At 72.8% G+C, this 22,711-nt stretch carries 16 protein-coding genes; 14 read left to right on the top strand and 2 right to left on the bottom strand.

All coding sequences use genetic code 11. The annotated features are described in order from the left end of the window. Positions 1 to 12: 12 nt before the first annotated feature. The 11 genes from ACIQHQ_RS20940 (at position 13) to ACIQHQ_RS20890 (ending at position 17,439) form a co-directional block, all read left to right on the top strand. Positions 13 to 312 (top strand): acyl carrier protein, encoded by a 300-nt coding sequence (locus tag ACIQHQ_RS20940; RefSeq protein WP_402613391.1) that lies wholly within the window; start codon positions 13 to 15, stop codon positions 310 to 312. A gap of 11 nt (positions 313 to 323) precedes the next feature. Further along, on the top strand, positions 324 to 6,023 hold the full coding sequence (locus ACIQHQ_RS20935) for an SDR family NAD(P)-dependent oxidoreductase (protein WP_402613390.1): 5,700 nt from the start codon (positions 324 to 326) through the stop codon (positions 6,021 to 6,023). Positions 6,024 to 6,049: 26 nt separating this feature from the next. Then, positions 6,050 to 7,654 carry a fatty acid--CoA ligase gene (locus ACIQHQ_RS20930; RefSeq protein ID WP_402613389.1) on the top strand — a complete coding sequence of 535 codons (1,605 nt, stop codon included), beginning with the start codon at positions 6,050 to 6,052 and terminating at the stop codon, positions 7,652 to 7,654. Positions 7,655 to 7,686: 32 nt separating this feature from the next. Beyond that, positions 7,687 to 8,769 carry an LLM class flavin-dependent oxidoreductase gene (locus tag ACIQHQ_RS20925; RefSeq protein ID WP_402613388.1) on the top strand — a complete coding sequence of 361 codons (1,083 nt, stop codon included), beginning with the start codon at positions 7,687 to 7,689 and terminating at the stop codon, positions 8,767 to 8,769. Positions 8,770 to 8,798: 29 nt separating this feature from the next. Continuing rightward, on the top strand, positions 8,799 to 9,566 hold the full coding sequence (locus tag ACIQHQ_RS20920; RefSeq protein WP_402613490.1) for a thioesterase II family protein: 768 nt from the start codon (positions 8,799 to 8,801) through the stop codon (positions 9,564 to 9,566). An 896-nt stretch (positions 9,567 to 10,462) separates the two neighbouring features. Beyond that, on the top strand, positions 10,463 to 11,671 hold the full coding sequence (locus tag ACIQHQ_RS20915) for a cytochrome P450 (protein ID WP_402613387.1): 1,209 nt from the start codon (positions 10,463 to 10,465) through the stop codon (positions 11,669 to 11,671). 77 nt (positions 11,672 to 11,748) lie between these two features. Further along, positions 11,749 to 13,221 (top strand): MFS transporter, encoded by a 1,473-nt coding sequence (locus ACIQHQ_RS20910; protein WP_402613386.1) that lies wholly within the window; start codon positions 11,749 to 11,751, stop codon positions 13,219 to 13,221. A gap of 64 nt (positions 13,222 to 13,285) precedes the next feature. Beyond that, positions 13,286 to 14,110, top strand: coding sequence for an alpha/beta fold hydrolase (locus ACIQHQ_RS20905; RefSeq protein ID WP_402613385.1), 825 nt, complete (start codon positions 13,286 to 13,288; stop codon positions 14,108 to 14,110). 276 nt (positions 14,111 to 14,386) lie between these two features. After that, positions 14,387 to 15,337, top strand: coding sequence for a diacylglycerol/lipid kinase family protein (locus ACIQHQ_RS20900; RefSeq protein ID WP_402613384.1), 951 nt, complete (start codon positions 14,387 to 14,389; stop codon positions 15,335 to 15,337). Between the two features lie 54 nt (positions 15,338 to 15,391). Beyond that, positions 15,392 to 15,760: a nuclear transport factor 2 family protein gene (locus ACIQHQ_RS20895; RefSeq protein ID WP_402613383.1), complete on the top strand. Its 369-nt coding sequence runs from the start codon at positions 15,392 to 15,394 to the stop codon at positions 15,758 to 15,760. 125 nt (positions 15,761 to 15,885) lie between these two features. Continuing rightward, positions 15,886 to 17,439, top strand: coding sequence for an MmgE/PrpD family protein (locus ACIQHQ_RS20890; protein WP_402613382.1), 1,554 nt, complete (start codon positions 15,886 to 15,888; stop codon positions 17,437 to 17,439). A gap of 13 nt (positions 17,440 to 17,452) precedes the next feature. Here the strand turns inward: ACIQHQ_RS20890 and ACIQHQ_RS20885 are convergent, their stop codons facing one another. After that, positions 17,453 to 18,103: a ScbR family autoregulator-binding transcription factor gene (locus ACIQHQ_RS20885; RefSeq protein WP_402613381.1), complete on the bottom strand. Its 651-nt coding sequence runs from the start codon at positions 18,101 to 18,103 to the stop codon at positions 17,453 to 17,455. A gap of 247 nt (positions 18,104 to 18,350) precedes the next feature. On the opposite strand from ACIQHQ_RS20885, the gene ACIQHQ_RS20880 reads away from it, so the two are divergent. Continuing rightward, positions 18,351 to 19,343, top strand: coding sequence for a ScbA/BarX family gamma-butyrolactone biosynthesis protein (locus ACIQHQ_RS20880; RefSeq protein ID WP_402613380.1), 993 nt, complete (start codon positions 18,351 to 18,353; stop codon positions 19,341 to 19,343). Positions 19,344 to 19,424: 81 nt separating this feature from the next. On the opposite strand, the gene ACIQHQ_RS20875 is transcribed toward ACIQHQ_RS20880, so the two are convergent. Beyond that, positions 19,425 to 20,036 carry a TetR family transcriptional regulator gene (locus tag ACIQHQ_RS20875; protein ID WP_402613379.1) on the bottom strand — a complete coding sequence of 204 codons (612 nt, stop codon included), beginning with the start codon at positions 20,034 to 20,036 and terminating at the stop codon, positions 19,425 to 19,427. Between the two features lie 91 nt (positions 20,037 to 20,127). Between ACIQHQ_RS20875 and ACIQHQ_RS20870 the strand changes: the two genes are divergently transcribed. Both ACIQHQ_RS20870 and ACIQHQ_RS20865 read left to right on the top strand, forming a co-directional pair. After that, the gene (locus ACIQHQ_RS20870; protein WP_402613378.1) at positions 20,128 to 21,393 is read left to right on the top strand and encodes an acyl-CoA dehydrogenase family protein; all 1,266 of its coding nucleotides are present in this window, start codon (positions 20,128 to 20,130) and stop codon (positions 21,391 to 21,393) included. Then, complete coding sequence (locus ACIQHQ_RS20865) at positions 21,383 to 22,183, top strand: HAD family hydrolase (RefSeq protein WP_402613377.1); 801 nt, start codon at positions 21,383 to 21,385, stop codon at positions 22,181 to 22,183. The genes ACIQHQ_RS20870 and ACIQHQ_RS20865 overlap by 11 nt, the downstream gene beginning before the upstream one ends. Positions 22,184 to 22,711: the final 528 nt, after the last annotated feature.

The raw sequence follows: 22,711 nt of genomic DNA, 5'->3' as shown, positions 1-22,711 counted from the left end.
TTGCATGACCGCATGCCATCCGTCGACAGCACGATCCAGCGGTTGCGAGACCTGCCGCGCAGCGAACTCGCCGAGGAAATCGAGACGATCGTTCTGAAGAAATTCAGGACCGTCCTGCTCATGGACGACACCGAGGACCTCCCCCTCGACATCAGTTACTTCGATCTCGGCCTCACCTCACTGCGGCTGACCGAAATACGGCAGAGCCTGGAGCAGCTCCTGGACCTGTCGATCAACGTCAACGTGCTCTTCAACGAGCCGACGATCGCCCATCTCGTGGACCACCTGACCCAGGCCATCCAGGAAAGCTGAGGAGTCGCCCCATGCCGCGTACGGAATCAGAGCAGGCGCCCGAGCCGGTCGCGATCGTCGGAATCGGTCTGCGGTTCCCCGGCGGCAGCGGCTCGCCCGACGAGTTCGACACCTTCCTGCGGGAAGGCCGCAGCGGGATCGGCCCGATCCCCCGGGACCGCTGGGACGTCGAGGCGTTCACGCCCGAGGGACCCGACGACAAGGGCAAGATCCGCGCCTCGGCCGGGGGGTTCCTGGACCGCATCGACCTGTTCGACGCCGCCTTCTTCAACATCTCCCCGAAGGAAGCCCGCTACATGGACCCCCAGCAGCGGCTGCTGCTGGAGACCGCCTGGCAGGCACTGGAGCACGCGGGCATCGACCCCGCCCCGCTGCGCCGCGGCAACGGCGGCGTGTACATCGGCGCCAGCTCCATCGACTACGCCCTGGAGCTGGACTCGCTGCCGTACGAGGAGCTGGACGGCCACCTGGCGTCCGGCATCACGATGTTCCCGCTGTCGGGCCGGCTGTCGTATTTCCTCGGCTGGCGCGGTCCCAGCATGAGCGTCGACACCGCCTGCTCGTCCTCCCTGGTCGCCCTGCACCTGGCCGTGCAGGCGCTGCGTGCCGGCGAGACCGACATCGCGCTGTGCGGCGGCGTCAACGCACTGCACCACCCGCGCATCCCGGTGATGTTCTCCAACGCCCAGATGCTCTCCCCGGACGGACAGTGCAAGACATTCGACGAGGCGGCCGACGGCTACGCGCGCGCCGAGGGGTGCGGTGTCGTCGTCCTCAAGCGGCTCTCCGACGCCGAGCGGGACGGCGACCGGATCCTCGCCCTGGTGCGCGGCACCGCCGTGGGTCAGGACGGCGACAGCGCCGGCCTGACCGTGCCCAACGGGCCCGCCCAGGAGAAGGTCATCCGCAGCGCCCTGACGGCCGCCCGCCTCGCCCCCGAGGACATCCAGTACGTCGAGGCGCACGGCACCGGCACCCCGCTCGGCGACCCCATCGAGTTCGGCGCCATCGGCGACGTGTTCGCCGAATCCCACACCCAGGACCGCCCGGTACTGGTCGCCTCGGTGAAGACCAACTTCGGCCACATGGAGCCCGCCTCCGGCATCGTCGGCGTCATCAAGACGGTGCTCCAGCTGCGCTCCGGCACGATCTACCCGCACCTCAACCTCGACACGCCCTCAGGGCGCATCCCGTGGGACCTGTACCCGCTGCGGGTGCCCACCGCGTGCGAGCCGTGGGAGGCGGACGTCAGGCGGGCCGTGGTCAACAGCTTCGGGTTCGCCGGGACCATCGGCGCGGTCGTGCTGGAGCAGGCGCCCGAGCAGCCTCCCGCGACGGACACCGCCGGAGCCGCACCGCTGTTCACCCTCTCCGCCAAGAGCGCCGCCGCGCTGCGGGAACTCGCCGCCGCGTACCGTCGCTCGCTCGACGAGCGCCCCGAGCTGCCGCTCGGCGCCGTGTGCCACACCGCCAACGTCGCCCGCACCCACCACCCCTACCGCGTCGCCGCCCCCGTCGCCGACCGTGCCGCGCTCGCCCGGCTCCTCGACCAGGCCGCCGAGGCCGAGCACGAGGGCCCCTTGGGCCTGCGCAAGACCGCGTTCATGTTCTCCGGCCAGGGCTCCCAGTACGCCGGCATGGGTGCCGCCCTGTACGAGGCCTTCCCCGTCTTCCGCGCCCAGGTCGACGAGTGCGACCGGCTGTTCACCGGGCACCTCGGCCGTTCCGTGCGTGAACTGCTGCTCGGCACCGCCGCCGACCCCGAGGCGATCGACCGTACCGAGTACACCCAGCCCGCCCTGTTCACCCTGGAGTACGCCCTCGCCCAGCAGTGGATGGCCTGGGGCGTGCGTCCGAACGTGCTCATCGGGCACAGCATCGGCGAAGTCGTCGCCGCTGCCGTCGCCGGCCTGTTCAGCCTGCCCGACGCCGTCCGGCTGGTCGCCGCCCGCGCCCGGCTGATGCAGGCCGTGCGCGCGGAGGGCGGCATGGCCGCCGTCGCCGCACCCGCCGAGGACGTCGCCCCGCTGCTCCAGGGGCGCGACGACCTGGCGCTGGCCGCGGTCAACGCCCCCGACCAGACGGTGGTCTCCGGTGCCACCGCAGCCCTCGACGAAGTCCTCGGCATCCTCACCGAGCGCGGTGTCCGCGTCGACCGGCTCACCGTCTCGCACGCCTTCCACTCCCCGCTCATGACCGAGGTGTACGACGACTTCCGGGCCGCCCTGGACGGCATCACCTTCCACGAGCCGACGATCAGCCTCATCTCCAACGTCACCGGACGCCTCGCCAGGTTCCGGGAGATCGGCGACCCCGAATACTGGGTGCGGCACATCGGCGAACCCGTCCGCTTCCTCGACGGCATCCGCGCCGTCGCCAAACGCGGACGGCACGCCCTGATCGAGATCGGCCCGCAGGCCGCGCTCACGGCTCTCGCCCGGCGTGGCATCTCCGCCGAGGACCACCTGTGGCTGGCCAGTCTGCGCCGCCGTGACACCACCACCGCCACCACCCTCACCGCGCTCGCCGACTACTACGCGGCCGGCCTCACCGTCTCCTGGCAGGGTTACCACTCCGGCCACCCGGTACCCGCGCGGGTGGACCTGCCGACCTACGCCTTCCAGCGCAAGCGCTACTGGCTGCCCTCCGCCGGCCCCCGCCGCTCGGCCGCACACGGAACCGCACGGCACCCGCTGCTCGGCACCGAGGAGCGATTCGCCAGCGGCGTACGGGAGTTCACCGCGGAGTTCACCGCCGAGGACCTCGGTGCGCTGGCCGACCTCGCCGACGGCGGCCGTACGATCCTGCCCGCCGGCGCCTACGTCGACCTGCTGTTCGCCGTGCAGGACGCCGTCCGCGGCCACGCCCGTTCGGCCGTCCGCGACCTGAGGCTGCTGGCCCCGCTCGAACTGCCCGCCGAGACGGTGACCGCGCTGACCACCCGCTGGCGGCCACGCCCCGACGGCAGCGCCGAGGCGGAGGTGTTCACCGTCGTCGGCGGCGAGGAGAACCTGCACGCCACCGCCGTCGTCACGGCGGAACGCGAACCCCTCGTCCCCGTCTCGGAGCTGGCCGAGCTGGACGCGGCACTGCCCCCGGCCGGACAGGAGATCGACGACGAGGACATCTACACCGACCTCGCGTCCGTCGGCCGCCCCCAGGGGCAGCGCATGCGGCTGCTGGTGCGCGCCGCCCGGCACGGCGACGGCGTGATCACCGGCGAGCTGACCGGCCGCGACGCCACCGCCGTCGAGCACGTCCCGGCGGAGCTGCTGGAGGCCGCCGTCCAGGCCCTGGTCGTCCTGGACCCCGAAGGCCCCGTGTTCGTCCCGCGCGAGATCACCTCCGTACGGCACTTCCGCAAGCCGCGCGGTGAGACGCTGCGCGTGCTCGCCCGGGTCCGCGGCGAACAGGACCGGCGCCTGGCCGACGTGTTGCTGCTGGAGAACGGCGAGCCGGTCGCCGAGCTGCTCGGCGTCCGCATGGCCCGCCCCGAGGGCCGCACCGGCCGCCGGCAGTTCCTGCACCGGCCCGAGTGGGTGCGCCGCAGCCTGCCCGCACGGGAGGGGGGCGCCGCCCGGCACGTGGTGCTGCTCGACCCGTCCGCCGCCCGCGTCGCGGAACTCGTCGGCGAGCCCGGTCTGAAGGTCACCTGGCTGACCGACCTCACCGACCTCAAGGCCGTCCTGGAGGACCCGACCGTCACCGACGTCTGCCGCGTCTGGCGGCAGCACCCCGGGGAGATGTCCGCGGACAGGCTGCGCGCCGAGTGCGAGGACAACTACCGCGAAATCCTCGCCCTCGTCGGCGCGCTGGACACCTCCGGCACGCCCCGGCCGCCCCGCCTGTGGCTGGTCACCGAGGGAGCCCAGTGGCTGCCCGGCGATCCGGCCGGCGACGGTGGTCACATCGGCGCCGCCACCCTGTGGGGCTTCGGCCGGGTGTTGCTCACCGAGTACCCCCAGTACCGGACCACCCTCGTCGACCTCGCCCCGGGCAGCGGCCTCGCCCCGCTGGCCGGCGAGTGGCGCGCGGAACCGCCCGGCGAGTACCAGATCGCCCACCGTCCCGGCCGACGCTACGTGCGTCGGCTGCTCGCCGGTGACACCGCCCTCACCTGGTCCGGAGACTTCGAACTGCGTGCCCCCGACTCCGGCGACCTCTCCGATCTCGCCCTCGCCCCGGCCACCGGCCTCGCCCCGCAGGCCGAGGAGGTCCAGGTCCGCGTCCACGCCGTCGGCCTGACGGCGGAGGACGCCCGCACCGCCCTCGACTCCGGCCGTGCGGAACGCAGGGAGGAGAACGAGGCCGAGGAGGAGCCGCCGCCGCTGCTCGGCAGGCTGGCCGGCGGCACGGTCCTCGCCGCCGCCGACGGCACCGGTTTCGCGCCGGGCGACGAGGTCCTCGTACGCCACGACGGCACGTTCCGCTCCACACTCACCATCCCCGCGGCGGCCGTCGTCCACGCCACCGGCTCCCCCGACGACACCGCGCCCCGCTTCCGGCTCGACGAGACCGGAGAGGCGCTGCGCACCGCCCTGTCCGACCCCCTCGGCCGTGCCTGGGTGACGCTGCCGGAGGACCTGGGCGAGGAGCGGGCCGACCATGTCGAGGAGGGCCCGGCCCGCCTGCGCGCCGACCGCACCTACCTGGTCACCGGCGGACTCGGTGGCCTCGGCCTGGTCACCGCGCGCAAGCTGGCCGCCCTCGGCGCCCGGCACCTCACCCTGGTCAGCCGCAGCGGACGGGCCACGGAGGAGGCCGCGCAGGTCCTCGCCGACCTCGCCGCCGACGTCGAGATCGACGTCGTGCGCGCCGACATCTCCCGCCCGCAGGACGTACGGCGCATGGTGCGGCAGCTCACCGCCGGGCCCCGCCCGGTCGGCGGGATCGTGCACGCCGCCGGGTCCTACGACAAGAAGCTGATCTCCGAGCTGACCTGGGAGTCGATCGACGCCCAGCTGGCCGCGAAGGCGTACGGCGGCTGGCTGCTGCACGAGGCCGCCGGGACCTCCTTCCCCGAGCTGGAGTTCTTCGTCGCCTACTCCTCCATCGCCTCCGTCCTCGGCGGCGCCACCCAGGGCCACTACGCCGCCGCCAGCGCCGCCCTCGACGCGCTCGCCGAGTGGCGCGGCCGGCGTGGGATGCCGGGCCTGTCGGTGAACTGGGGCGCCTGGGCCCGGGTCGGCATGTCGGCCCGCCTGGAGGAGCACCTCAGCCAGGAGATCGAACGCAGCGGCGTACGCTTCTTCTCCCCGACCCGGGCCCTGGACACCCTCGCCCGGCTGTGGGACCGGCCGCGTACCCAGCGGATAGTCGGCGAGTTCGACTGGGACCGCTACGTCGCGGGCAGCGTCACCGGCGACCTGTTCTACGACCGGCTCGCCCGGCAGGCCCCCGACGACGACGGCACCGGCCTCGACCTGGCCGCGCTGGCCGCGCTGCCCCCGGCCGAACGGCTCGCCGCCGTCACCGGCGCGGTCCGCGAGAAGGTCGCCGCCGTCCTGCACCTGGAGGAGGGCGACGAACTGGACCCGAACGCCGAATTCGTCTCACTGGGCCTGGACTCCCTGATGGCCCAGCAGGTCAGGTCCGGTCTGGAGCAGGCCTTCCGGCTGCCCCTGCCGGCCTCCCTCACCCACGACCACCCCACGGTCCGCGCGCTGGCCCAGTTCGTCGACGGGCAGCTCGCCCCGATGCCGGCCGCGTGACACACGCAAGGGACGGGAGAACCACGATGTCCGACATACCGAGGGAGCGCTGGACGCTCCACCACTCCGCCCGGGCCCACGCCGGAAGCCGCCCGGATCACCCCGCGATCATCTGCGAGGGACGCGTCACCACCTACGCCAAGCTCCACCGCGACAGCAACCGCGCCGCGCACGCCCTGCGCGCCACCGGCGTCCGGCGCGGTGACCGGGTCGCCTACCTCGGCCGCGAGTCGGAGAACTACTACCTGGTGATGATCGCCTGCGCCAAGGCGGGCGCGGTCCTGGTCCCGGTCAACTGGCGGCTCACCCCGAACGAGGTGGACCACATCCTGCGCGACTCCGGTGCCGCCCTGCTCTTCGTCGACGACGAGTTCTGGGACACCGTCGTCGGCGTCCGCCACCAACTGCGCGGACTGCGGAAGGTGATCCGCGTCGACGGCACCGACGCCGACGGCGAACCCGCCCGCGGCGCCGGCCTCCCCGCCTGGGCCGCCGACCAGCCCGACACCGACCCCGTCCCCGGGACCGGCCCCGACGACGCGGTCGTCCAGATCTACACCAGCGGCACCACGGGCCTGCCCAAGGGCGCGGTCCTCGCCCACCGCAGCTTCTTCACGCTGCCGCATGCCAGCCGCGAGCGCGGCGTGGACTGGATCGACTGGCGGCCCGACGACGTCAGCCTGATCTCCCTGCCCGGCTTCGGCGTCGCCGGCATCGGCTGGTTCCTGCACACCTTCAACGCAGGCGGCACGAATGTGATCATGCCGCAGTTCGACCCGCAGGAGGCCGTGCGGCTCATCCGCGCCCACCGCGTCACCACCACCTTCGCCGCCCCGGCCATGCTCCAGGCGATGGCGGCCGAACGCGGCGCGGGACCCGAGGCGTTCGTCTCCCTGCGCAAGATCGCCTACGGCGCGGCGCCCATGTCGGAGACGCTCCTGAAACAGTGCCTGGAGACCTACGGCTGCGAGTTCGCACAGATCTACGCCAGCACCGAGACCGGCAGCGTGGCGGTCTGCCTGCCACCGGGGGACCACCACCCCGGCAGCACCAGACTGACCTCGGTCGGCAGGCCCTGCCCCGGCAACGAGATCAAGGTGATCGGCCCCGACGGCGAAACCCTCCCGCCCGGCGCCATCGGCCAGATCTGCGTCCGGGCGCCCTCCCGGATGCTCGGCTACTGGAACCTGCCCGAGGCCACCGCCCGCACCCTGGTGGGGGAGTGGCTGCACATGGGCGACGCCGGCTACCTGGACGAGGACGGCTATCTCCACCTGTGCGACCGCATCAACGACACGATCATCGTCGCCGGGCAGAACATCTACCCGGCCGAGGTCGAGAAGGCGCTGGCCGCACACCCGGCGGTGGCCGACGCGGCCGTGGTCGGCCTGCCCGACGACCGCTGGGGCGAGAGCGTGCACGCGGTGGTCGTCCTCCGGCCCGGCACGAGCGCGACGCCCCGTGAACTCCTGCTGTCCCTGCGCGGCCGGATCGCGGACTACAAGATACCGGGCACCTACCACTTCACCGACTCCCTGCCCCGCAACCCCTCCGGCAAGATCCTGCGCCGCGCGGTGCGCGAGCAGCTGGCGGCGCCGGCCAGGGACGTGCTTCAGGCAACGGTCGTCTGACGCCACCGATCGCTTGAGAGGAATCCACACGCATGCCTTCGAACGCCGGGCACGGCACCCCTCCACAAGGCCGGGAAACCGCGCGACCGGCACCGCAGTCCGCGGACGAGCGCACCCCTCCTCTGCGGATCGGCATCCTCCTGCCGACCCGGGAGCAGGCCATCAACGGCACGTACGCGGCGGCCCCGTTGCTGGACTTCGCCCGCCAAGCGGAAGCCCTCGGCTTCGACTCCCTGTGGGCCGGTGACTCCCTCACGGCCCGCCCCCGCCTCGACCCGCTGGTCGTGCTCTCGGCGGCGGCGGCGGCGACGGAGCGCATCACGGTCGGCACCGCCGCCCTCACCCCCGCGCTCCGCCACCCCCTCATCGGCGCCAACATGATCGCGAGCCTCAGCCATGTCGCCGCCGACCGGTTGATCCTCGGGCTCGGCTCGGGCTTCCCGATGCCGGAGACCCAGGAGGAGTTCGCCTCGGTCGGCGCCGCCTTCGAGGGGCGGGTGGGCCGCCTTGACGAGATCACCGCGCTGTGGCGCACGGCCTGGCGCTCCGGCGAGGAGGGCGAACCCGCCGATTTCCAGGGCCGCCACTGGCAGGCCGAGCGGCTGGACCGCCTTCCCTCGCCCGCCGTCGCCGGCGGTCCGCCCCTGTGGCTCGCGGGCAGCGACACCCCTCGTGTCCTCGCCCGCGCGGCGACCCGCTACGACGGCTGGCTGCCCTTCCTCCCGGACACCGACGCCTACGCCCGCGCCCGGCGCCGCATCGGCGAACTCGCCGAGGCGGCGGGCCGCAGCGCCCACGCGGTCACCCCCGGGCTGTACGCGACGGTCACCGTGAACAGCCGTGAGCGCGCGGCCGAGGCCGAACTCGAGCACTACATCAGGCACTACTACGGCCGCTCCCTGGAGCAGATGCAAACGATCCAGGCCTACGCCTGGGGCAGCGCCGAGAAGTGCGCCGAATGGCTCGGGGGTTACGTCCGCGCCGGTGCCCGGCACCTGGTCGTACGGATCGGGTCCCTCGACCCCGAGCCGCAGTTGAAGGAGATCGCCGAGGTGCTGCTGCCCGCGGTACGCGCCCTCGGTCCGACCATCACCGTTGGGAGTACGCACTCGTGACCACCGCCATCGGCACCATAGGCCGGCAGATGTCCAGCGCCGGGCAGTGGTTCCACCCCGTGGAGCCCTCGCCCGACGCGTCCCTCCGGCTGTTCCTGCTGCCCCACGCGGGCAGCGGCGCCATCATCTACCGCGACTGGGAAGGCCTGTTGCCGCCGGACATCGCCCCGCAGGCGGTGACCCTGCCCGGCCGCCACAACCGCCGGGAGGAGCAGACCTACGAGGAGTTCTGGCCGCTGCTGGACGCCCTGCACGAGGCGGTCCTCGACGACCTCGACGAGCGGCCGTTCGCCCTCTTCGGCCACTGCCTCGGCGCCCAGCTGGCGTTCCGGCTGGCGATCCGCATGGAGGAGGACGGCGGCCCGGCGCCGGTGATGATCGGCATGTCCGGCTGGTCGCCCGAGGGCTTCTTCCAGCCGACGGAGGAACAGAGCCGCATGCCGGAGCCCGAGCTCGTCGAGTGGATCAAGAAACTGGGGTCCTTTCCGGCGGAGATCTACGACAACCCGGAGATGCTCGCCCTGGTCGTCCCCGCGCTGCGCGCCGACCTGAGGGTCGCCGCCCAGTACGTCGACGACGGAGCCGGCGTCCGCTGCCCGCTCGCCTCCTACGGCGGCCGCTCCGACCCTCTGCAGGAGGCCCCGGACGCCATGACCCACTGGGCCGAGCGCACCCCCTCCTACCTGGGCCACAACGAGTACGAGGGCGGCCACTTCTACATCGACACCCATGCCAGGGCCGTCACCGCGCACTTCGCGCACCGGCTCCAGAAGCTGGCCGCCGAGTCGGCACGCTGACCGCCGGAGCCGGCCAGGCACCGCGCCGGCAGGGCGCGGGACGGTGACCCGAGGACTGTTCCACGGGTGGCGTCCCGCGCCCTGCCGCGTGGGGCGGGCACCCTCCGGCCCGGGCCCCGCCGCCGACCGCCGGCGGCCGGCCCGTACGGCCGGTACCGGGCGTTCTGCGCGGACAGCCACCGTTCTCGCCATCGGCGGCGCCGCGGTACGCCGCTGCCGCCGCGGCGTGCTCTCAGGCGTCCGGGAGGCCGGCAAGGCCCAGGCACGCACCGCTCGTCCGGACGGGCACGCGCCCGGGGCTTCGCGGCCCCCCCGCCGCGCCTGCCGCCGGCCCCGCCGCCCCGGCGGGCATCCGACTCCCACCCAGGAACCTCCCGTGGAGGTGCGCCTGCACACGGACGAGGTCCGAGCCGTCACCCGCGCCGAGGACCGAATCGTCGGCCACGAGCTCACCCCTGGGCGACTCGTCGGCCGCGCCCCTCGGTGAAGGCCCCGGTGGGCGGCCTGATCATCGCCGAACGGCGCACAGCCGCACGCGGATCGAAGAGGGCTGTGCCCCACCGCGGTCCCGCCCCGCCCCACACCAGCCACCGGCCCCGCGACCGGTGGCTCTTTCGTGTCAGCACCCGGTCAGCCCCGAATCAGCTTCTGTCGGCACAGTCTTGACGGAACGCACGCGTCCCCCCACCGGCTCGCACGGGCCCCTTGTCCGGGCACACCGTGTCAGCCCTGCGTCAGTGCCGTGTCAGCGCGCTGCGCGACCGTGGGGCGTGGAGTTCGTGCGCGTCACCGTGAGGAGAGACCCCCCGGTGGCCGCCCGAGCACGCCCACGTGGTCCGGAGCGGAGAGAGTCGGTGGCGAGCAGCACCCGTAGCCCCCATTTTCGGAGGAGAAGCATGTCTCTCGCGGACCGAACCGACGTCCTGGACTGGCCCTTCGCCCGTACCCAGGACGGCAGTCCGCCCCCCGTCCTCGCCGAGCTGCGCAAGGAGCCCCCCTGCGTGGTGCGCATCCCCGAGGGAGCCGCGGAATCCCGGCTCGCCTGGCTGGTGACCCGGTACGCCGACGTACGACAGGCTCTGGCCGATCCCCGGCTGAGCGCCGACGAGACCTTACCGGGTGCCCCCGTGCGCATCCAGGTGCCGCCCGGTGGGAACCCCAGTTCCTTCCTGCGCCTGGACGACCCCGAACACGCACGGCTGCGCGGCATGATCCAGACCGAGTTCACCGCCCGCCGTGTGAGGCGGCTGCGGGAGCCGGTCCAGCTGCTGGTGGACGAACTCCTCGACGAACTGGCCGCCCAGCCGCAGCCGGCCGACCTTCACGCGGTCTTCTCCCGGGCGCTGCCGACCCTCGTCATCGCACGGCTGCTGGGCGTGCCCGACGAGGATTCCCCGTTCTTCATCGAGAAGACCCGCGTCACCATCTCCCAGGAGGACCCGGCCGTCTCCCAGGCCGCGTTCGCCGACATGTCCGAGTACCTCGCCAAGCTCGCGCTGCGAAAGCTCAGCGACCCCGGCGACGACCTGATCAGCCGGCTGGCCGTCAACCACCACGCGACCGGTGCCCTCACCCTCGACGAACTCGTCGGCATCGCCCGCCTCGTCCTGGTCGCGGGCCACGAGACCACCACCAACCAGATCGCCCTCAACATCCTCACCCTGCTGCGCGACGACGACCTGCGCTCCCAGGTCGCCGCCGACGACGGCGCCCTGATCCCCAACTTCATCGAGGAGTCGATGCGCTACTGGTCCATTTCCCAGGACGCCATGGTCCGCCTCGCCGTGGAGGACCTGGAACTCGGCGGCGTGACCATCGAGAAGGGCGACGCCGTCGTCATCTCGGTGCCCGCAGGCAACCACGACGAAACCGTCTTCGAGTGCCCGCACCGGATCGACCCCCGCCGCGCCACCGGCGGCCACCTGCAGTGGGGCCACGGCCCCCACTACTGCCAGGGCGCCCCCCTGGCCAGGCTGGAAATGGAGCTCTCCCTGCGCTCGCTGCTGCGCCGCTTCCCGGGCCTCCGGCTCGCCGCCGACCCGAACACGCTCTTCCGCCGCGGCACCGTCTTCCACGGGGTCACCAGTCTCCCCGTGACCTGGTGACCGCCGGAGCCCACCGCTCCGGCCGGACGCGCTCCGGCCGGAGGAACCCAGTGAAAGATCAAGGAAACGGAGTCGTCATGACTTCTGAAGCAAGCCCCGAAATCGCCGTCGGGGAGCGTGCGAGGGCGATCCCCGACGGCGCACCGGCCGCCGCCCCCTCGGCCGGTGCCCTCCTGGTGGTCCTCGTCGGCACGTTCATCACGGTGCTGGACTTCTTCATCGCCAACGTGGCCGTCCCGGCCATCAAGGCCGACCTGGGCGCCACCGCCGCGCAGTCCCAGATGATCATCGTCGGCTACGGCGTGGCCTTCACCGCCGGCCTCATCACCGGCGGCCGACTCGGTGACCTCTACGGCCGCAGGCGCATGTTCGCCCTCGGCATGGCGCTGTTCATGCTGGCCTCGGCGGTGTGCAGCTTCGCCCCCTCGGTGACCGTCCTCATCGTGGCCCGCATCGCCCAGGGCGCCTCGGCGGCCCTGCTGGTGCCGCAGGTGCTCGGCATCATCGGCACGGTCTACACGGGAGCGGCCCGTGACCGCGCCTTCACCATCTACGGCCTGGTCATCGGACTCGCCGGCGTCTTCGGCCAGTTCATCGGCGGCGCGCTGATCACCGTCGACGTCGCCGGGCTGAGCTGGCGCACGATCTTCCTGATCAACGTACCGCTGTGCCTGCTCTCCCTCGCCCTCACCCGCCGTACGATTCCCGAGTCGCGCGGCGCGGGGGGCACCCGGCTGGACCTGACCGGGGCCCTGCTGATCACGGCGACCCTCGGCCTGGTGGTGTTCGCCCTGCTGGAGGGACCGGAGCGGGACTGGCCGGTGTGGGTGTGGGAGGCGCTGGCCGGCGCCGCCGTCCTGCTGGCGGTGACCGTGTGGCACCTGCGCCGCCGGGCCGCCGCGGGCCGCGGTCCGCTGATCGAGCCGGGCATGTTCCGCTCCCGGCTGTTCTCGGTGGGCCTGATCGCGACGGTGGTCTACTTCCTCGCCATGGGTTCCTTCTTCTTCGTCCTGGCCCTCTACCTGCAACTGGGCCGGGGACTGAACCCCTTGGAGTCCGGGCTGATGTTCCTGGCGCTGGGTGTGGGCTACTTCGGCGCCTCGATGGTCTCCGCCCGGTCCGCTGCCACGGTGACCGCCCGCCGGGTGGCCGTCGGTCCGTTGACCTTGGCGGTCGGCTACAGCGCGATCGCTCTGACGGCGAACGGCCTGGACCTGTCCGGCTCCGTGCTGTGGCTGCTGCCGGTGCTGCTGGTCGCCGGGCTCGGTATGGGCCTGACCACCGGTCCGCTGACCAATCTGGTGCTGCGCGGTGCGGTCCCCGAACACGCGGCCGCCGCCTCGGGGTTGCTGAACACCGCCCAGGAGGGTGGAGCGGCCGTCGGTGTGGCGATCGCCGGCGCCGTCTTCTTCCCCGCCCTCGCGGACGCGGGCGGCACGGCCGGCGCCTACCCGCAGGCGTTCGCCGTCACCCTCGTCCCGCTCGTCTGCCTGGGCGTACTGGCGTCCCTGCTGGTACTGGCGTCCCCCGGTCGCGCCGCTCGGACGTGAGCGCGCCGGTCTCCCCGGGCCACGGCGAACCCGGGCTCCGACCACAAGCAGAGAGGCAGGAAACATGCCGTACCTCACCACTCGGGACGGGACGCGGCTGCACTACAGCGACTGGGGCGACGGGCGACCCGTCGTCCTGCTCGGCCCCGCCATGGCGGACTCGCGGGTATGGGAGTTCCAGGCGCCGTTCCTCGCGGGGAACGGGCTGCGGTGCGTCACCTACGACCGGCGCGGCAGCGGCCGTTCGGACATCCCGTGGACCGGCTACGACTACGAGACCCTCGCCGCCGACCTCGCCGACCTGCTGGACCACCTCGACCTGAGGGACACCGTGCTGGTCGGCTACGCGGTCGGCGGCGGGGAGTGCGTGCGCTACCTGCACCGGTACGGCTCCGGCCGGGTGGCGAAGCTGGCCCTGGTCGCCTCCACGACACCGTTCCTGCTGCGCACCCCGGACCATCCCGACGGGTTGGAGATGGCACTCTTCGAGGAGATCGAACGGGCCATCCGCACCGACCGGGCCGCCTGGCTGTCCGAGCTGACCGGGCCGTTCTTCGCCGGGCCGGACCCGGACAAGGTGCCGATCTCCGGGCAGCTCGCCGGCTGGCTGACCGGCATGTGCCTGGACACCTCGCCCAGAGCCGGAATCGAGATCTACCGCACCCTGTTCACCACCGACCAGCGTGCGGAGACGGCGGCGGTCCGGGTGCCCACCCTGGTCGTCCACGGCACCGCGGATCTGGCGGCACCGTACGGCCTGTGCGGGACGCGGACCGCCGGGTTGATACCCGGCAGCAGGTTCGTGACCTACGAGGGCGCCGCCCACGGCCTGTTCGCCACCCACGCGGACCGGCTCAACGAGGACCTGCTGGCGTTCGCCAAGGAGTGACATCCGCCGCGTCACGTCCGGCCCCGGGGCACGGCCTTGTCGCCGTGCCCCGGGGCCGGTCGTGAGCGCCGCGCGACGTGCCGGGCGTCGCGTGGCGAGCGGGAACGCGAGGCCAGAGCCACAGGGAGGGCCCACCACGTGCGCGTGCCGTCCCCGACGCCGCGTCAGTGCCGCGTCAGCGGCCCCCGGCACAGTGGGAGGTGCCGCGGCACCGGGGCCCCACACGGCCCCGGACGCACCGGTGCCGTTGCCGTCCGACGAAGGAGTACGCCCGACATGGCAGACACCGCAGCCCTGGCTCCCACCCGGGCTCTCGTCCTGGGCAACCCCGCATCCGGCAGCCATTCGCCCCGGCTGGTCGAGGAGGTGCGGCAGTTGTGCGCCTCCTGCCTGGAGCGCACCGAAGTGCACCTGACCACCGGCCCGGGCGACGCCACCCTCGCCGTGCGCCGGGCCCTGCAGCGGACCGACCGCGCACCGGACCTGATCGTCGTCATCGGTGGCGACGGCACGGTCCGGGAGGCCGTCCAGGGGCTGGTGCCCGCCACCGGCGCCGCCGCGCTCGCGGTGGTGCCCGGGGGCACCGGCAACTCCGGCTACAAGATGCTGTGGGGTGATCGCCCCTGGACCGAATCCCTGAAGGGGATCCTCACCGATTCCGGCATCGGCGGCGGCGTCCGCCTGCGCCACCTCGACCTGGCCCGCCTCGCCGAGACCCGCAACCTCGTCTACCTGGGCGCCTGTTCCGGGGTGATCGCGGACGCGCTGATCACCGCCCGCGAGCTGCCGCTGGCCGGCCGGGAGCGTTACGCACGCGCCTTCGCCGACACGGCCGCCGGGTACGAGCCGTACCCGGGCCGGGTCACCGTCGACGGCAGGGTCGTGCACGAGGGTCCCACGGTCCTCGCGAACGTCGGCGGCGGAAGCTACCGTGGCGGCCGGTTCCGGGTGCTGCCCCACTCGCTGCTCGACGACGGCCTGCTCGACGTCTGTGTCATCGGCGGAGAGGTCGCCGCGGCCGACGTGCCCCGGCTGACCCTGACGGCGGAGCACATGAACCACCCGGCGACCGTGTACGCGCGGGGCCGCCGCATCACGGTCGAACGCACCGACGGCGGCCGGCTCCCCCTCGAGCACGACGGCGAGTACCAGGACTGCATCGGCGGCTCGGCCACCTTCGAGGTCCTGCCCGGCGCCCTCCCGGTGTGGGCGCCGGCCACCCCCTGAAGCCATCACCTGTCAGAAGAAACCACCACAGCACAACACGAGGAGAACATCCGCATGAGCGACCTGACCGCCACCGTCGACCGCTACCTGGCCATCTGGAACGAGGCGGACGCCGACAAGCGCGCCGCGGCCATCGCCGAGCTGTTCACCGCCGACGCCCCGTACATCGACCCGCTCGCCTCCGTCGAGGGCCACGAGGGATTCGCCGCCGTGGTGGCCGGTGCCCGCGACCAGTTCAAGGGCCTGTCCTTCGAACTGCACGGCACGGTCGACGCCCACCACAACCTCGCCCGCTTCCAGTGGGGCCTGGTCACCGAGCCGGGCGCCGAGCCGGTCGCCATCGGCTTCGACGTCCTGGTCACCGACGACGAGGGCCGTGTCAAGGGCGTCTACGGCTTCCTCGACAAGGTGCCGGCCGCCTGACCCCTCCGCGCGGCTGCGGGAGCACCGGCGCCCGGTGCTCCCGCAGCCGTGTCCTGCGATCCGGAGCGTACCCGCCCCTTCCGGGGCACACCGCCCTCGTACGGCAAGGAAGGCACGTCGCGATCATGACCGCTGTACTCGGGGAAAGCGTGGCCCGCGCGCTGTGCGCCGACTGGGGGAGCTCAGCGCCCACCCGTGCCCGCACCCCCTCGGACACCCCGCTGCGTGAACTCTCCCACTGGGCGGCCACCCTGCGCCCCGAGCACATCCCCTGCCGGGTGCTGAAACTCGCGGCCAGTCAGGTGTTGTCCCAGATCGCCTCCATCCGCGCCGGGCTGCAACACCCCCTGGGCCGACGGCTGGTGGCGGCCTTCGGGCATCCCATGCAGCGAGATCCGCGGGCCGCCGCGGGCGTCTTCGCCGCCCTCGGCTCCTGGCTCAACCTCGACGACACCGCGTACGCCGGACACCTGTCGAACTCCACGGTCGCCGTGCCGCTCGCCTTCGCCTACGCCCGCCAGCTCGACGGGCTCTCGCTGCTGACCGCGGTCGTCGCGGCCAACGAGTGCGCCGCCCGAATCACCGCCTCGGCGACCCTCGGCCCGCTGCGCGGGCAGAGCGCCGTGCACACCCACCTGGCCGGCGCGGTGGCCGGCCGGCTGCGCTGTGACCGAGCCCCGGCGGAGGTGTGGGAGAACTCCTTCGGGCTGGCCTTCGGCATGCCCAACTGGCCGCTGATGCGCGCCTTCCTGGCCAGCGACGCCCGCCTGTTCAACACCTTCACGCCGGTGCGCACCGCGATGGACGCCTGCGACGCGGCCTACGCGGGGCTGCGCGGCGCGCCCGACATCATGGAGCACCGGGACGGTTTCCTGGCCCGGTTCGCGACCGTGCCGCTGCCCCAGGCGGTGGCGAAGGGACTGGGCAGCCGCTGGCACACCGACACGCTGTCCTTCAAGATGCACCCCGGGGGCCCGGGCATCGACGCCGCGGTGGACTGTGCCACCGAGATCCACAAGACACTGGGCGCCCTCCGGCCGCAGGACGTGGCCGAGGTGGTGGTGGAGGCGTCCCTGTACACGCTGTTCGCGGGGAAGCGTGCCGCCGGCTACGTCAACGGTCCCGGCTCCCCGCTCGGCGCCCTGGTCCTGGACGTGCCCTACCCGGTCGCCACCGCGCTGCTGACCGGCGAGTTCACGGTCGACGACTTCTCCTCACCACGCCTGGACGACCCGGAGCGCTGGGAGCTGTCCCGGCGCGTCCGGCTGGAACACGACACGGAGATGACCCGCGAGCTCTTCTTGTCCGACGCCCCCTTCGGCGAGGCGGTGCGGGAGGCGGGGGAGGCGGCGGTGCCCTGGCTGCGCGGCTTCGGCGGGGACGAACTGGTCGACCTGCTCGGTCCGCTGGAGGCCGACGGCCGGGACTTCTCCCGGGCGACCAAGGCCACCGGCGCCCGCGTCACCGTCCGGCTGACCGACGGCCGCTCGGTCTCCCGCACCCGGCTGGTCCCGGTGGGTGCGGCGGGCCCGGACACCCGGGCCCGGCACGCGGACATGGTGCGCGAGAAGTTCCTCTCGGTCGGCGGTCCCCATGAGGTCTCCGACTCCCTGGACCGCCTCCACCGCATGCGTCCCCGCGCCCTGCGCCGCTGGATAGAGACCGCGTTCCTGGACTGAGCGGCCGGTCCGGCTACGGCGCCGGCAGCAGCGCGACGGCCTGCACGATGTCCTCGACCCGCTCCACGATGTCGGCCCGTTGGTTCTGCACCCAGGAAATGTGCTGGGCGCCGAAGAACGCGGCCATCAGAACCCTCGCCATCCCCCGGGGGTCGACATGCCCGGGCAGGCGCCCCGCGTCCTGGCACTCCTGGAGGAGCTCGGTGAGCAGGTTGGTGAATCCGACGTACGGAACCGGCATCTCGGCCTTGATGTAGGCACTTTCGATCTGCAGCCGGGCCCCGGCCTGGATGTACGTGTCGTCGTGGAACCCGCGGGCGCCGCGGATCAGGACGTCGGCCACGGTGGCGGGCGAGGAGCGGTCGCCCTCCAGTGCCGGACTGATCAACTGGGACAGCCGGCGGTAGAACTCCTCGGCCACGGCGACCGCGAGAGCCTCCTTGTTGGCGAAGTGGAAGTACACGGCCCCCTTGGTCATTCCGGCGCGGTCGGCGATGTCCTTGATGGTCACGTTCGGGAAGCCGTCGCGCGCGAAGACCTCCGCCGCCGCGTGGAGGATCGTGCGCCGGGTGCGGACCGCACGCTCCTGCTTGAGGTGCGACGAGTCATCGAACGACGTTCCCACCGGAAGGTGCGTGGACTGCGGTGTGCTGCCTTTACTCATGACATCCATTTCGCACATGCGTGAGTGGTCCGTGCCGGGCGGTGCGGCCCGACCTGCGTCAATGGCCGGAGGGCGACTCGAGCGCATCTCGAGCCTTGCAATATTCCTTCCCGAAGGTATATTAATTTTCCGCCGGAAGGCGCCGCACGTCTGATCGATCGCATGGTTCTGGATCTTCCAGTCCGGGGGAGGCGAGTCCCAGATGTCAGTTGCGCTCCATCATCTCAGCAACCCGAACCAGCCAGCAATGGTGATCGCTGGTGACGCGTTGAGCTTTTTACAACCTGTGACGCGCGAGCTGGTGCACCGCAGCTCGATCGGTGAGGTCTTCATCACCGACGGACTTCGCGTCGAGGAGAACACGTTCGTCGTCGCCGCCCAGTGGCCGCGCGACCACGCGCTCTACCATCCCGACGAGAACCGCCTGAGCGATCCGCTGCTGCTCGCCGAGACCCTGCGCCAGGGGATGGGGTACGTGGCGCACCGGTACTGCGGCTTCCGGCTGGGGACCGCCTTCGTCGTGCGGGAACTCGACTTCGAGATCACCGACAAGGGACCGCTGCGTGTCGAGCACGTTCCGCTCTCCGTGGTCCTTGAGGGAGTGTGGGCCTGGGACGGAGCGGGTCCGCGGGGCAGGGCCGGGGCACGCATGGACTTCAGGCTCACGGTGAACGGCCGGCCCTGCGGCCGCGGCAGCGCCAGCATGCTGATGCTCGATGAGCGCCGCTACCGTCTGCTGCGCAGGCTCACCGAGGCGGTCTCGCCCGGCGACGGCGGAACCGGGTGTGGCGGCACCCGGCGCGTGCCGCCGCACCGGGTCGGGCGGCTGCGCTGGCGGGATTGCGTCCTGGAGCAGGGTGACAGTCCCGACGACTGGCTGCTGCACGTCGACCGCGGCCACGCCGTGCTCTTCGACCATCCGACCGACCACATTCCGCTGATGGTGATGCTGGAAGGCTTCCGCCAGCTCGGGCACCTCACGGTGCACGAGGCCCACGACGAGCCTTTCGCCGACCTGTCCTTCGCCCTCTCCGGGGCCACCGTGCAGTGCCATGCCTTCGGTGAGTTCCACCGGCCGACCCGGCTGGTCATCGAGGAACGCGTGCCGGGCGCCACTCCGCAGGAGGCGTTCCGCCTCCGTCTCGCGGCGGTCCAGGACGACACGGTGCTGGCCCGGGCCGAGACGACCTGGGCGTGCGTGGGCACCCGCGCGGCTACGGCGGCCCTGGCGGCCTGGTAACGCCGGCCGGACGGACCGTCCGCCCAGCCGGCGGACGGTCACGGCCGGGCGGCACCCTGGGCGCGCGGTGGCCGCGGCGGTTCACGCCGTGACACCGGTGCCCAGAGTGCGTGCCAGGACGTCCCACAGGGCGGGCAGACTGGGACCCGGCCGGCCCCGGTCCGAGTCGGCACTCGCCCAGAACGCCGTGAAGAGCGCCGCCATGATGAGGTCGGCCAGCGGATCGGTCGGCAGCGTGTCGTCCCACAGTCCCGCCCGCTGTGCTTCCCCCACGAGTTGCAGCGCCACTTCGTGGGTCTCGGTGAGGACGGGGGCCACGCTGCCCGCCGCACGTGCCGCCTCGACCTCCAGCCGCAGGGCGGCCTGTGCCCTGCGGTCCGTCCGGAAGAGTTCGCCGAGCCCGAGCACCAGAGCCTCCAAGCGGCTCAACGCCGGTCCGGACGATGTCCGGGCCATGTCCAGCAAGGCCCGGACGCCGAGGGACAGATGCTCCGTCAGCGCGGCGGCCAGCTCCTCCTTGCTGGAGAAGTGCCCGTACAGGGCGCCCTTCGTCAGGCCGATCCGGTCGGCGATGTGCTGCAGGTTCGTGTCCGCGTAACCGAAGCGTGCGAACTGGTACGCGGCGGCGTCCAGGACGCGGTCGTGCGTCCGTAGAGCCCGCGCCTGCTTCGCCACACCGATCACCTCCTTCATCCGGACACGGCGGTAAGGAGCCGAGCCAAGAAAGATACGTTCACGAAGGAATTCTAGTTGCGGTGCAGGGTCAGTAAAGGAGAAGCGACAGGTGAATGAGCGTCAAACCTCCCCGTACCAGGGGGCGGGCGGGAGCATGACGGAGGCGCGCGGCCGGATCGAGGACGCCGCAGCGTCCTGCGAGGCCCACGCCGCGGCAGCCGACACCACGGGGAGGCTGGCCGCGGAGACGGTAGCGCTCCTCACCCGGGCGGGATTCGCCCGGCACTTCGTTCCCCGGGTCTGGAACGGCACCGAGGGCACGTTCACCGAACTGTTCGCAGCGGTGGCCGCCGTCGGCGAGGGCTGCGCGTCCGCGGCCTGGTGCGCGGCCCTGTGGGCGACACACGCCAAGTACGCCGCCCACCTTCCTCTCGAGGGACAGCGCGAGCTGTGGGGGGAGTCGCCGGATGTGCGGATCGCGGCGGGGCTGCGCCCCTCCGGCGTCGCCACCTCTCTTCCGGGCGGCTGGCTCCTGAGCGGCACCTGGGAGTGTGTGAGCGGAATCACGGACGCCGACTGGCTGCTGCTGGCCGCCCCGGCGGCCGGAGAGCCGCCCTTGCCGGCTCCCGGGATCCGGCTCTTCGCCGTGCCCGCCGCCTCGGTCCGCATACGTCGGTCTTGGTCCAGCACCGGCATGCGCGGCACCGGCAGTCACACAGCGGTCCTGGAGTTCCCCGTCGTCGTACCGGAGCACCGGACCTGCGCCCTGGCGGACGTCTTGGCAGGCTTGCCGGGCCCCGGCCTGCCCCACTGCCACACTGCTCCGGCGTATCTCGGTGCGGGAGTGCTGATGTGCGCCCCTGCCCTCGGGGCGGCACGCGGCGCGCTGCGGGAGTGGACCGCCTGGGCCGCGCGGACCCGGTCCCGCACGCGGCCCGACGGGGACCGGGCCGGACTGCACCTGGTCCTGGCGCAGGTGGCCGACGACATCGAGGCGGCCGAACTGCTGCTGCGGGACGCGGCGTTGCGCGCCGACTCGGGCACCCGCGCCGAGCGGGACGTGGCCCGCAACCGCCGGGTCGCGGCAGCCGCCGCGCACCTCCTCGTCACCGCGGTCGAACGGCTGTTCCGCGAGGCCGGCATGTACGCCTGCGGCAGTCCGGGACCGCTGGAACGTGCATGGCGCGACGTCCACGTCCTGGCCGCGCACCAGGCCCTGCGCCGCGAGACGGCGGCGACCCAGTACGCGGCTTCGGTCTTCGCCGACCTCACCCCGGAGGCAGGTGCGGTCGCGGACCGGGCGCACGTGCTGACACAGGTCATCAGCCAGGCATCCCGTCCCGCCGACGTCAAGGAAGTTGCCGGTGTCCACTGAAACGCCCGCCCGCGCGACGCAGCCACACGCCCGTGGCACGCACGGCCGACACGGCCTGCCCACCGAGCCCGGGCCCGCCGACGACGGCGACACACCCGCAAGCCCCCGTCACCGGAACGCCGCTCACCCGTCCCTGGTGTTCTGCGACGTCGACGAGACCCTGATCCGCTGCAAGAGCGCCGTGGAGTTCCTCCCCCACTACTTCGAACGGCACCATGGCCCCGACGGCGCACGTCGCGCCGCCGAACTGCTCGCCGACCTGACCGGCCGGGTGGCCCGCGGCATGCCGCGGGAGGAGGCGAACCGCCTCTACCACCGAGCGTGGCGGGGCTGTCCGGTGGCTCAGGTGGAGGCCGAGGCCCGCCGGTGGTACCGGCAACGCAGCCGATCCGCCGGCTTCTACATCCCCGCCACGCTCGCCGCACTCCGCAGCCACCAGGCCGAGGGCACACCCGTCGCCCTGGTCTCCGGTTCCTTCCCGCCGCTGCTGTCGGCCGTCGCGGAGGTGCTCGGGGCGCGGTACGCGCTCGGCGCTCGGCTGGAGCGCTGCGGACCCGTCCTGACCGGCGAACTGATCGGCGCCCCGGCCATCGGCGAGGGCAAACGCACCCTGGTCCGCCAACTCCTCGCCCGGCATCCGCACATCGACCCCGCAGACTGCTGGGCCTACGGCGACCACCCGTCCGACCTGCCCATGCTGCACACCGTCGGCCACGCGGTGATGGTCGCGGCCGACGGTTCCCACGCACCGGTACGGCAGCCGGCCCCCACGAGCCCTGTCCACGCGTGAGGAAGGAACGCGGGCGGACGGTCTGAGAGGGCGGGCACGCGCCGTGTGACGCGTGCCCGCTCCCCATAGGGGCGCCCAAGTCCGCCTTGCCACCTCGCACTTCACCTCGAGGACGTGTCACTCTTCCGCCCGCGTCCGCAGCCCTTCGGCCCGGCGGCGGACGTCATCGGGCACCGGACGGCCGGCGCGGCACGCGGCCCCGCGTCCGCCGCCGCGGGCGGCCCGTCCGCCCCCCCGACTCCGCCCGCTCACAGCCGGCTTCGGTCACCGCCTGCGGGGGATACGGCGGACGACGTCACCCACGGCCGTCGGAACGGCACTCTCACCGAGGAGGCGGCGCTCCGGCTGCTCACCGCGCTGTCGGCGACGTGCTCCTGACACGGAACTCGGCCCGGGCGGAAGCGGGGTCGGCCCGCTGCACCGCACCGCTCGGCCGGGGAGGGTACCGGTCAGCCCGGGTCCGGCTGCCCGGCCGGCTGGGGGTGCAGACCAGGTGTGGTCCGCAGTGGCGGAGTGCTCGCTCCGACG

The sequence above is a fragment of the Streptomyces sp. NPDC092370 genome, from assembly GCF_044755265.1.
GTDB lineage: Bacteria > Actinomycetota > Actinomycetes > Streptomycetales > Streptomycetaceae > Streptomyces.
Note: the sequence above shows the minus strand (reverse complement) of the source record. Positions and strands in the feature narration are given on the sequence as shown.

Coding starts and splice junctions, on each gene's coding strand:
- ACIQHQ_RS20910 (WP_402613386.1), top strand. CDS start 11,749: ATGACTTCTGAAGCAAGCCCCGAAATCGCCGTCGGGGAGCGTGCGAGG.
- ACIQHQ_RS20885 (WP_402613381.1), bottom strand. CDS start 18,103: ATGAGTAAAGGCAGCACACCGCAGTCCACGCACCTTCCGGTGGGAACG.
- ACIQHQ_RS20940 (WP_402613391.1), top strand. CDS start 13: ATGCCATCCGTCGACAGCACGATCCAGCGGTTGCGAGACCTGCCGCGC.
- ACIQHQ_RS20880 (WP_402613380.1), top strand. CDS start 18,351: ATGGTGATCGCTGGTGACGCGTTGAGCTTTTTACAACCTGTGACGCGC.
- ACIQHQ_RS20925 (WP_402613388.1), top strand. CDS start 7,687: ATGCCTTCGAACGCCGGGCACGGCACCCCTCCACAAGGCCGGGAAACC.
- ACIQHQ_RS20915 (WP_402613387.1), top strand. CDS start 10,463: ATGTCTCTCGCGGACCGAACCGACGTCCTGGACTGGCCCTTCGCCCGT.
- ACIQHQ_RS20895 (WP_402613383.1), top strand. CDS start 15,392: ATGAGCGACCTGACCGCCACCGTCGACCGCTACCTGGCCATCTGGAAC.
- ACIQHQ_RS20905 (WP_402613385.1), top strand. CDS start 13,286: ATGCCGTACCTCACCACTCGGGACGGGACGCGGCTGCACTACAGCGAC.
- ACIQHQ_RS20920 (WP_402613490.1), top strand. CDS start 8,799: ATGTCCAGCGCCGGGCAGTGGTTCCACCCCGTGGAGCCCTCGCCCGAC.
- ACIQHQ_RS20930 (WP_402613389.1), top strand. CDS start 6,050: ATGTCCGACATACCGAGGGAGCGCTGGACGCTCCACCACTCCGCCCGG.
- ACIQHQ_RS20890 (WP_402613382.1), top strand. CDS start 15,886: ATGACCGCTGTACTCGGGGAAAGCGTGGCCCGCGCGCTGTGCGCCGAC.
- ACIQHQ_RS20935 (WP_402613390.1), top strand. CDS start 324: ATGCCGCGTACGGAATCAGAGCAGGCGCCCGAGCCGGTCGCGATCGTC.
- ACIQHQ_RS20875 (WP_402613379.1), bottom strand. CDS start 20,036: ATGAAGGAGGTGATCGGTGTGGCGAAGCAGGCGCGGGCTCTACGGACG.
- ACIQHQ_RS20900 (WP_402613384.1), top strand. CDS start 14,387: ATGGCAGACACCGCAGCCCTGGCTCCCACCCGGGCTCTCGTCCTGGGC.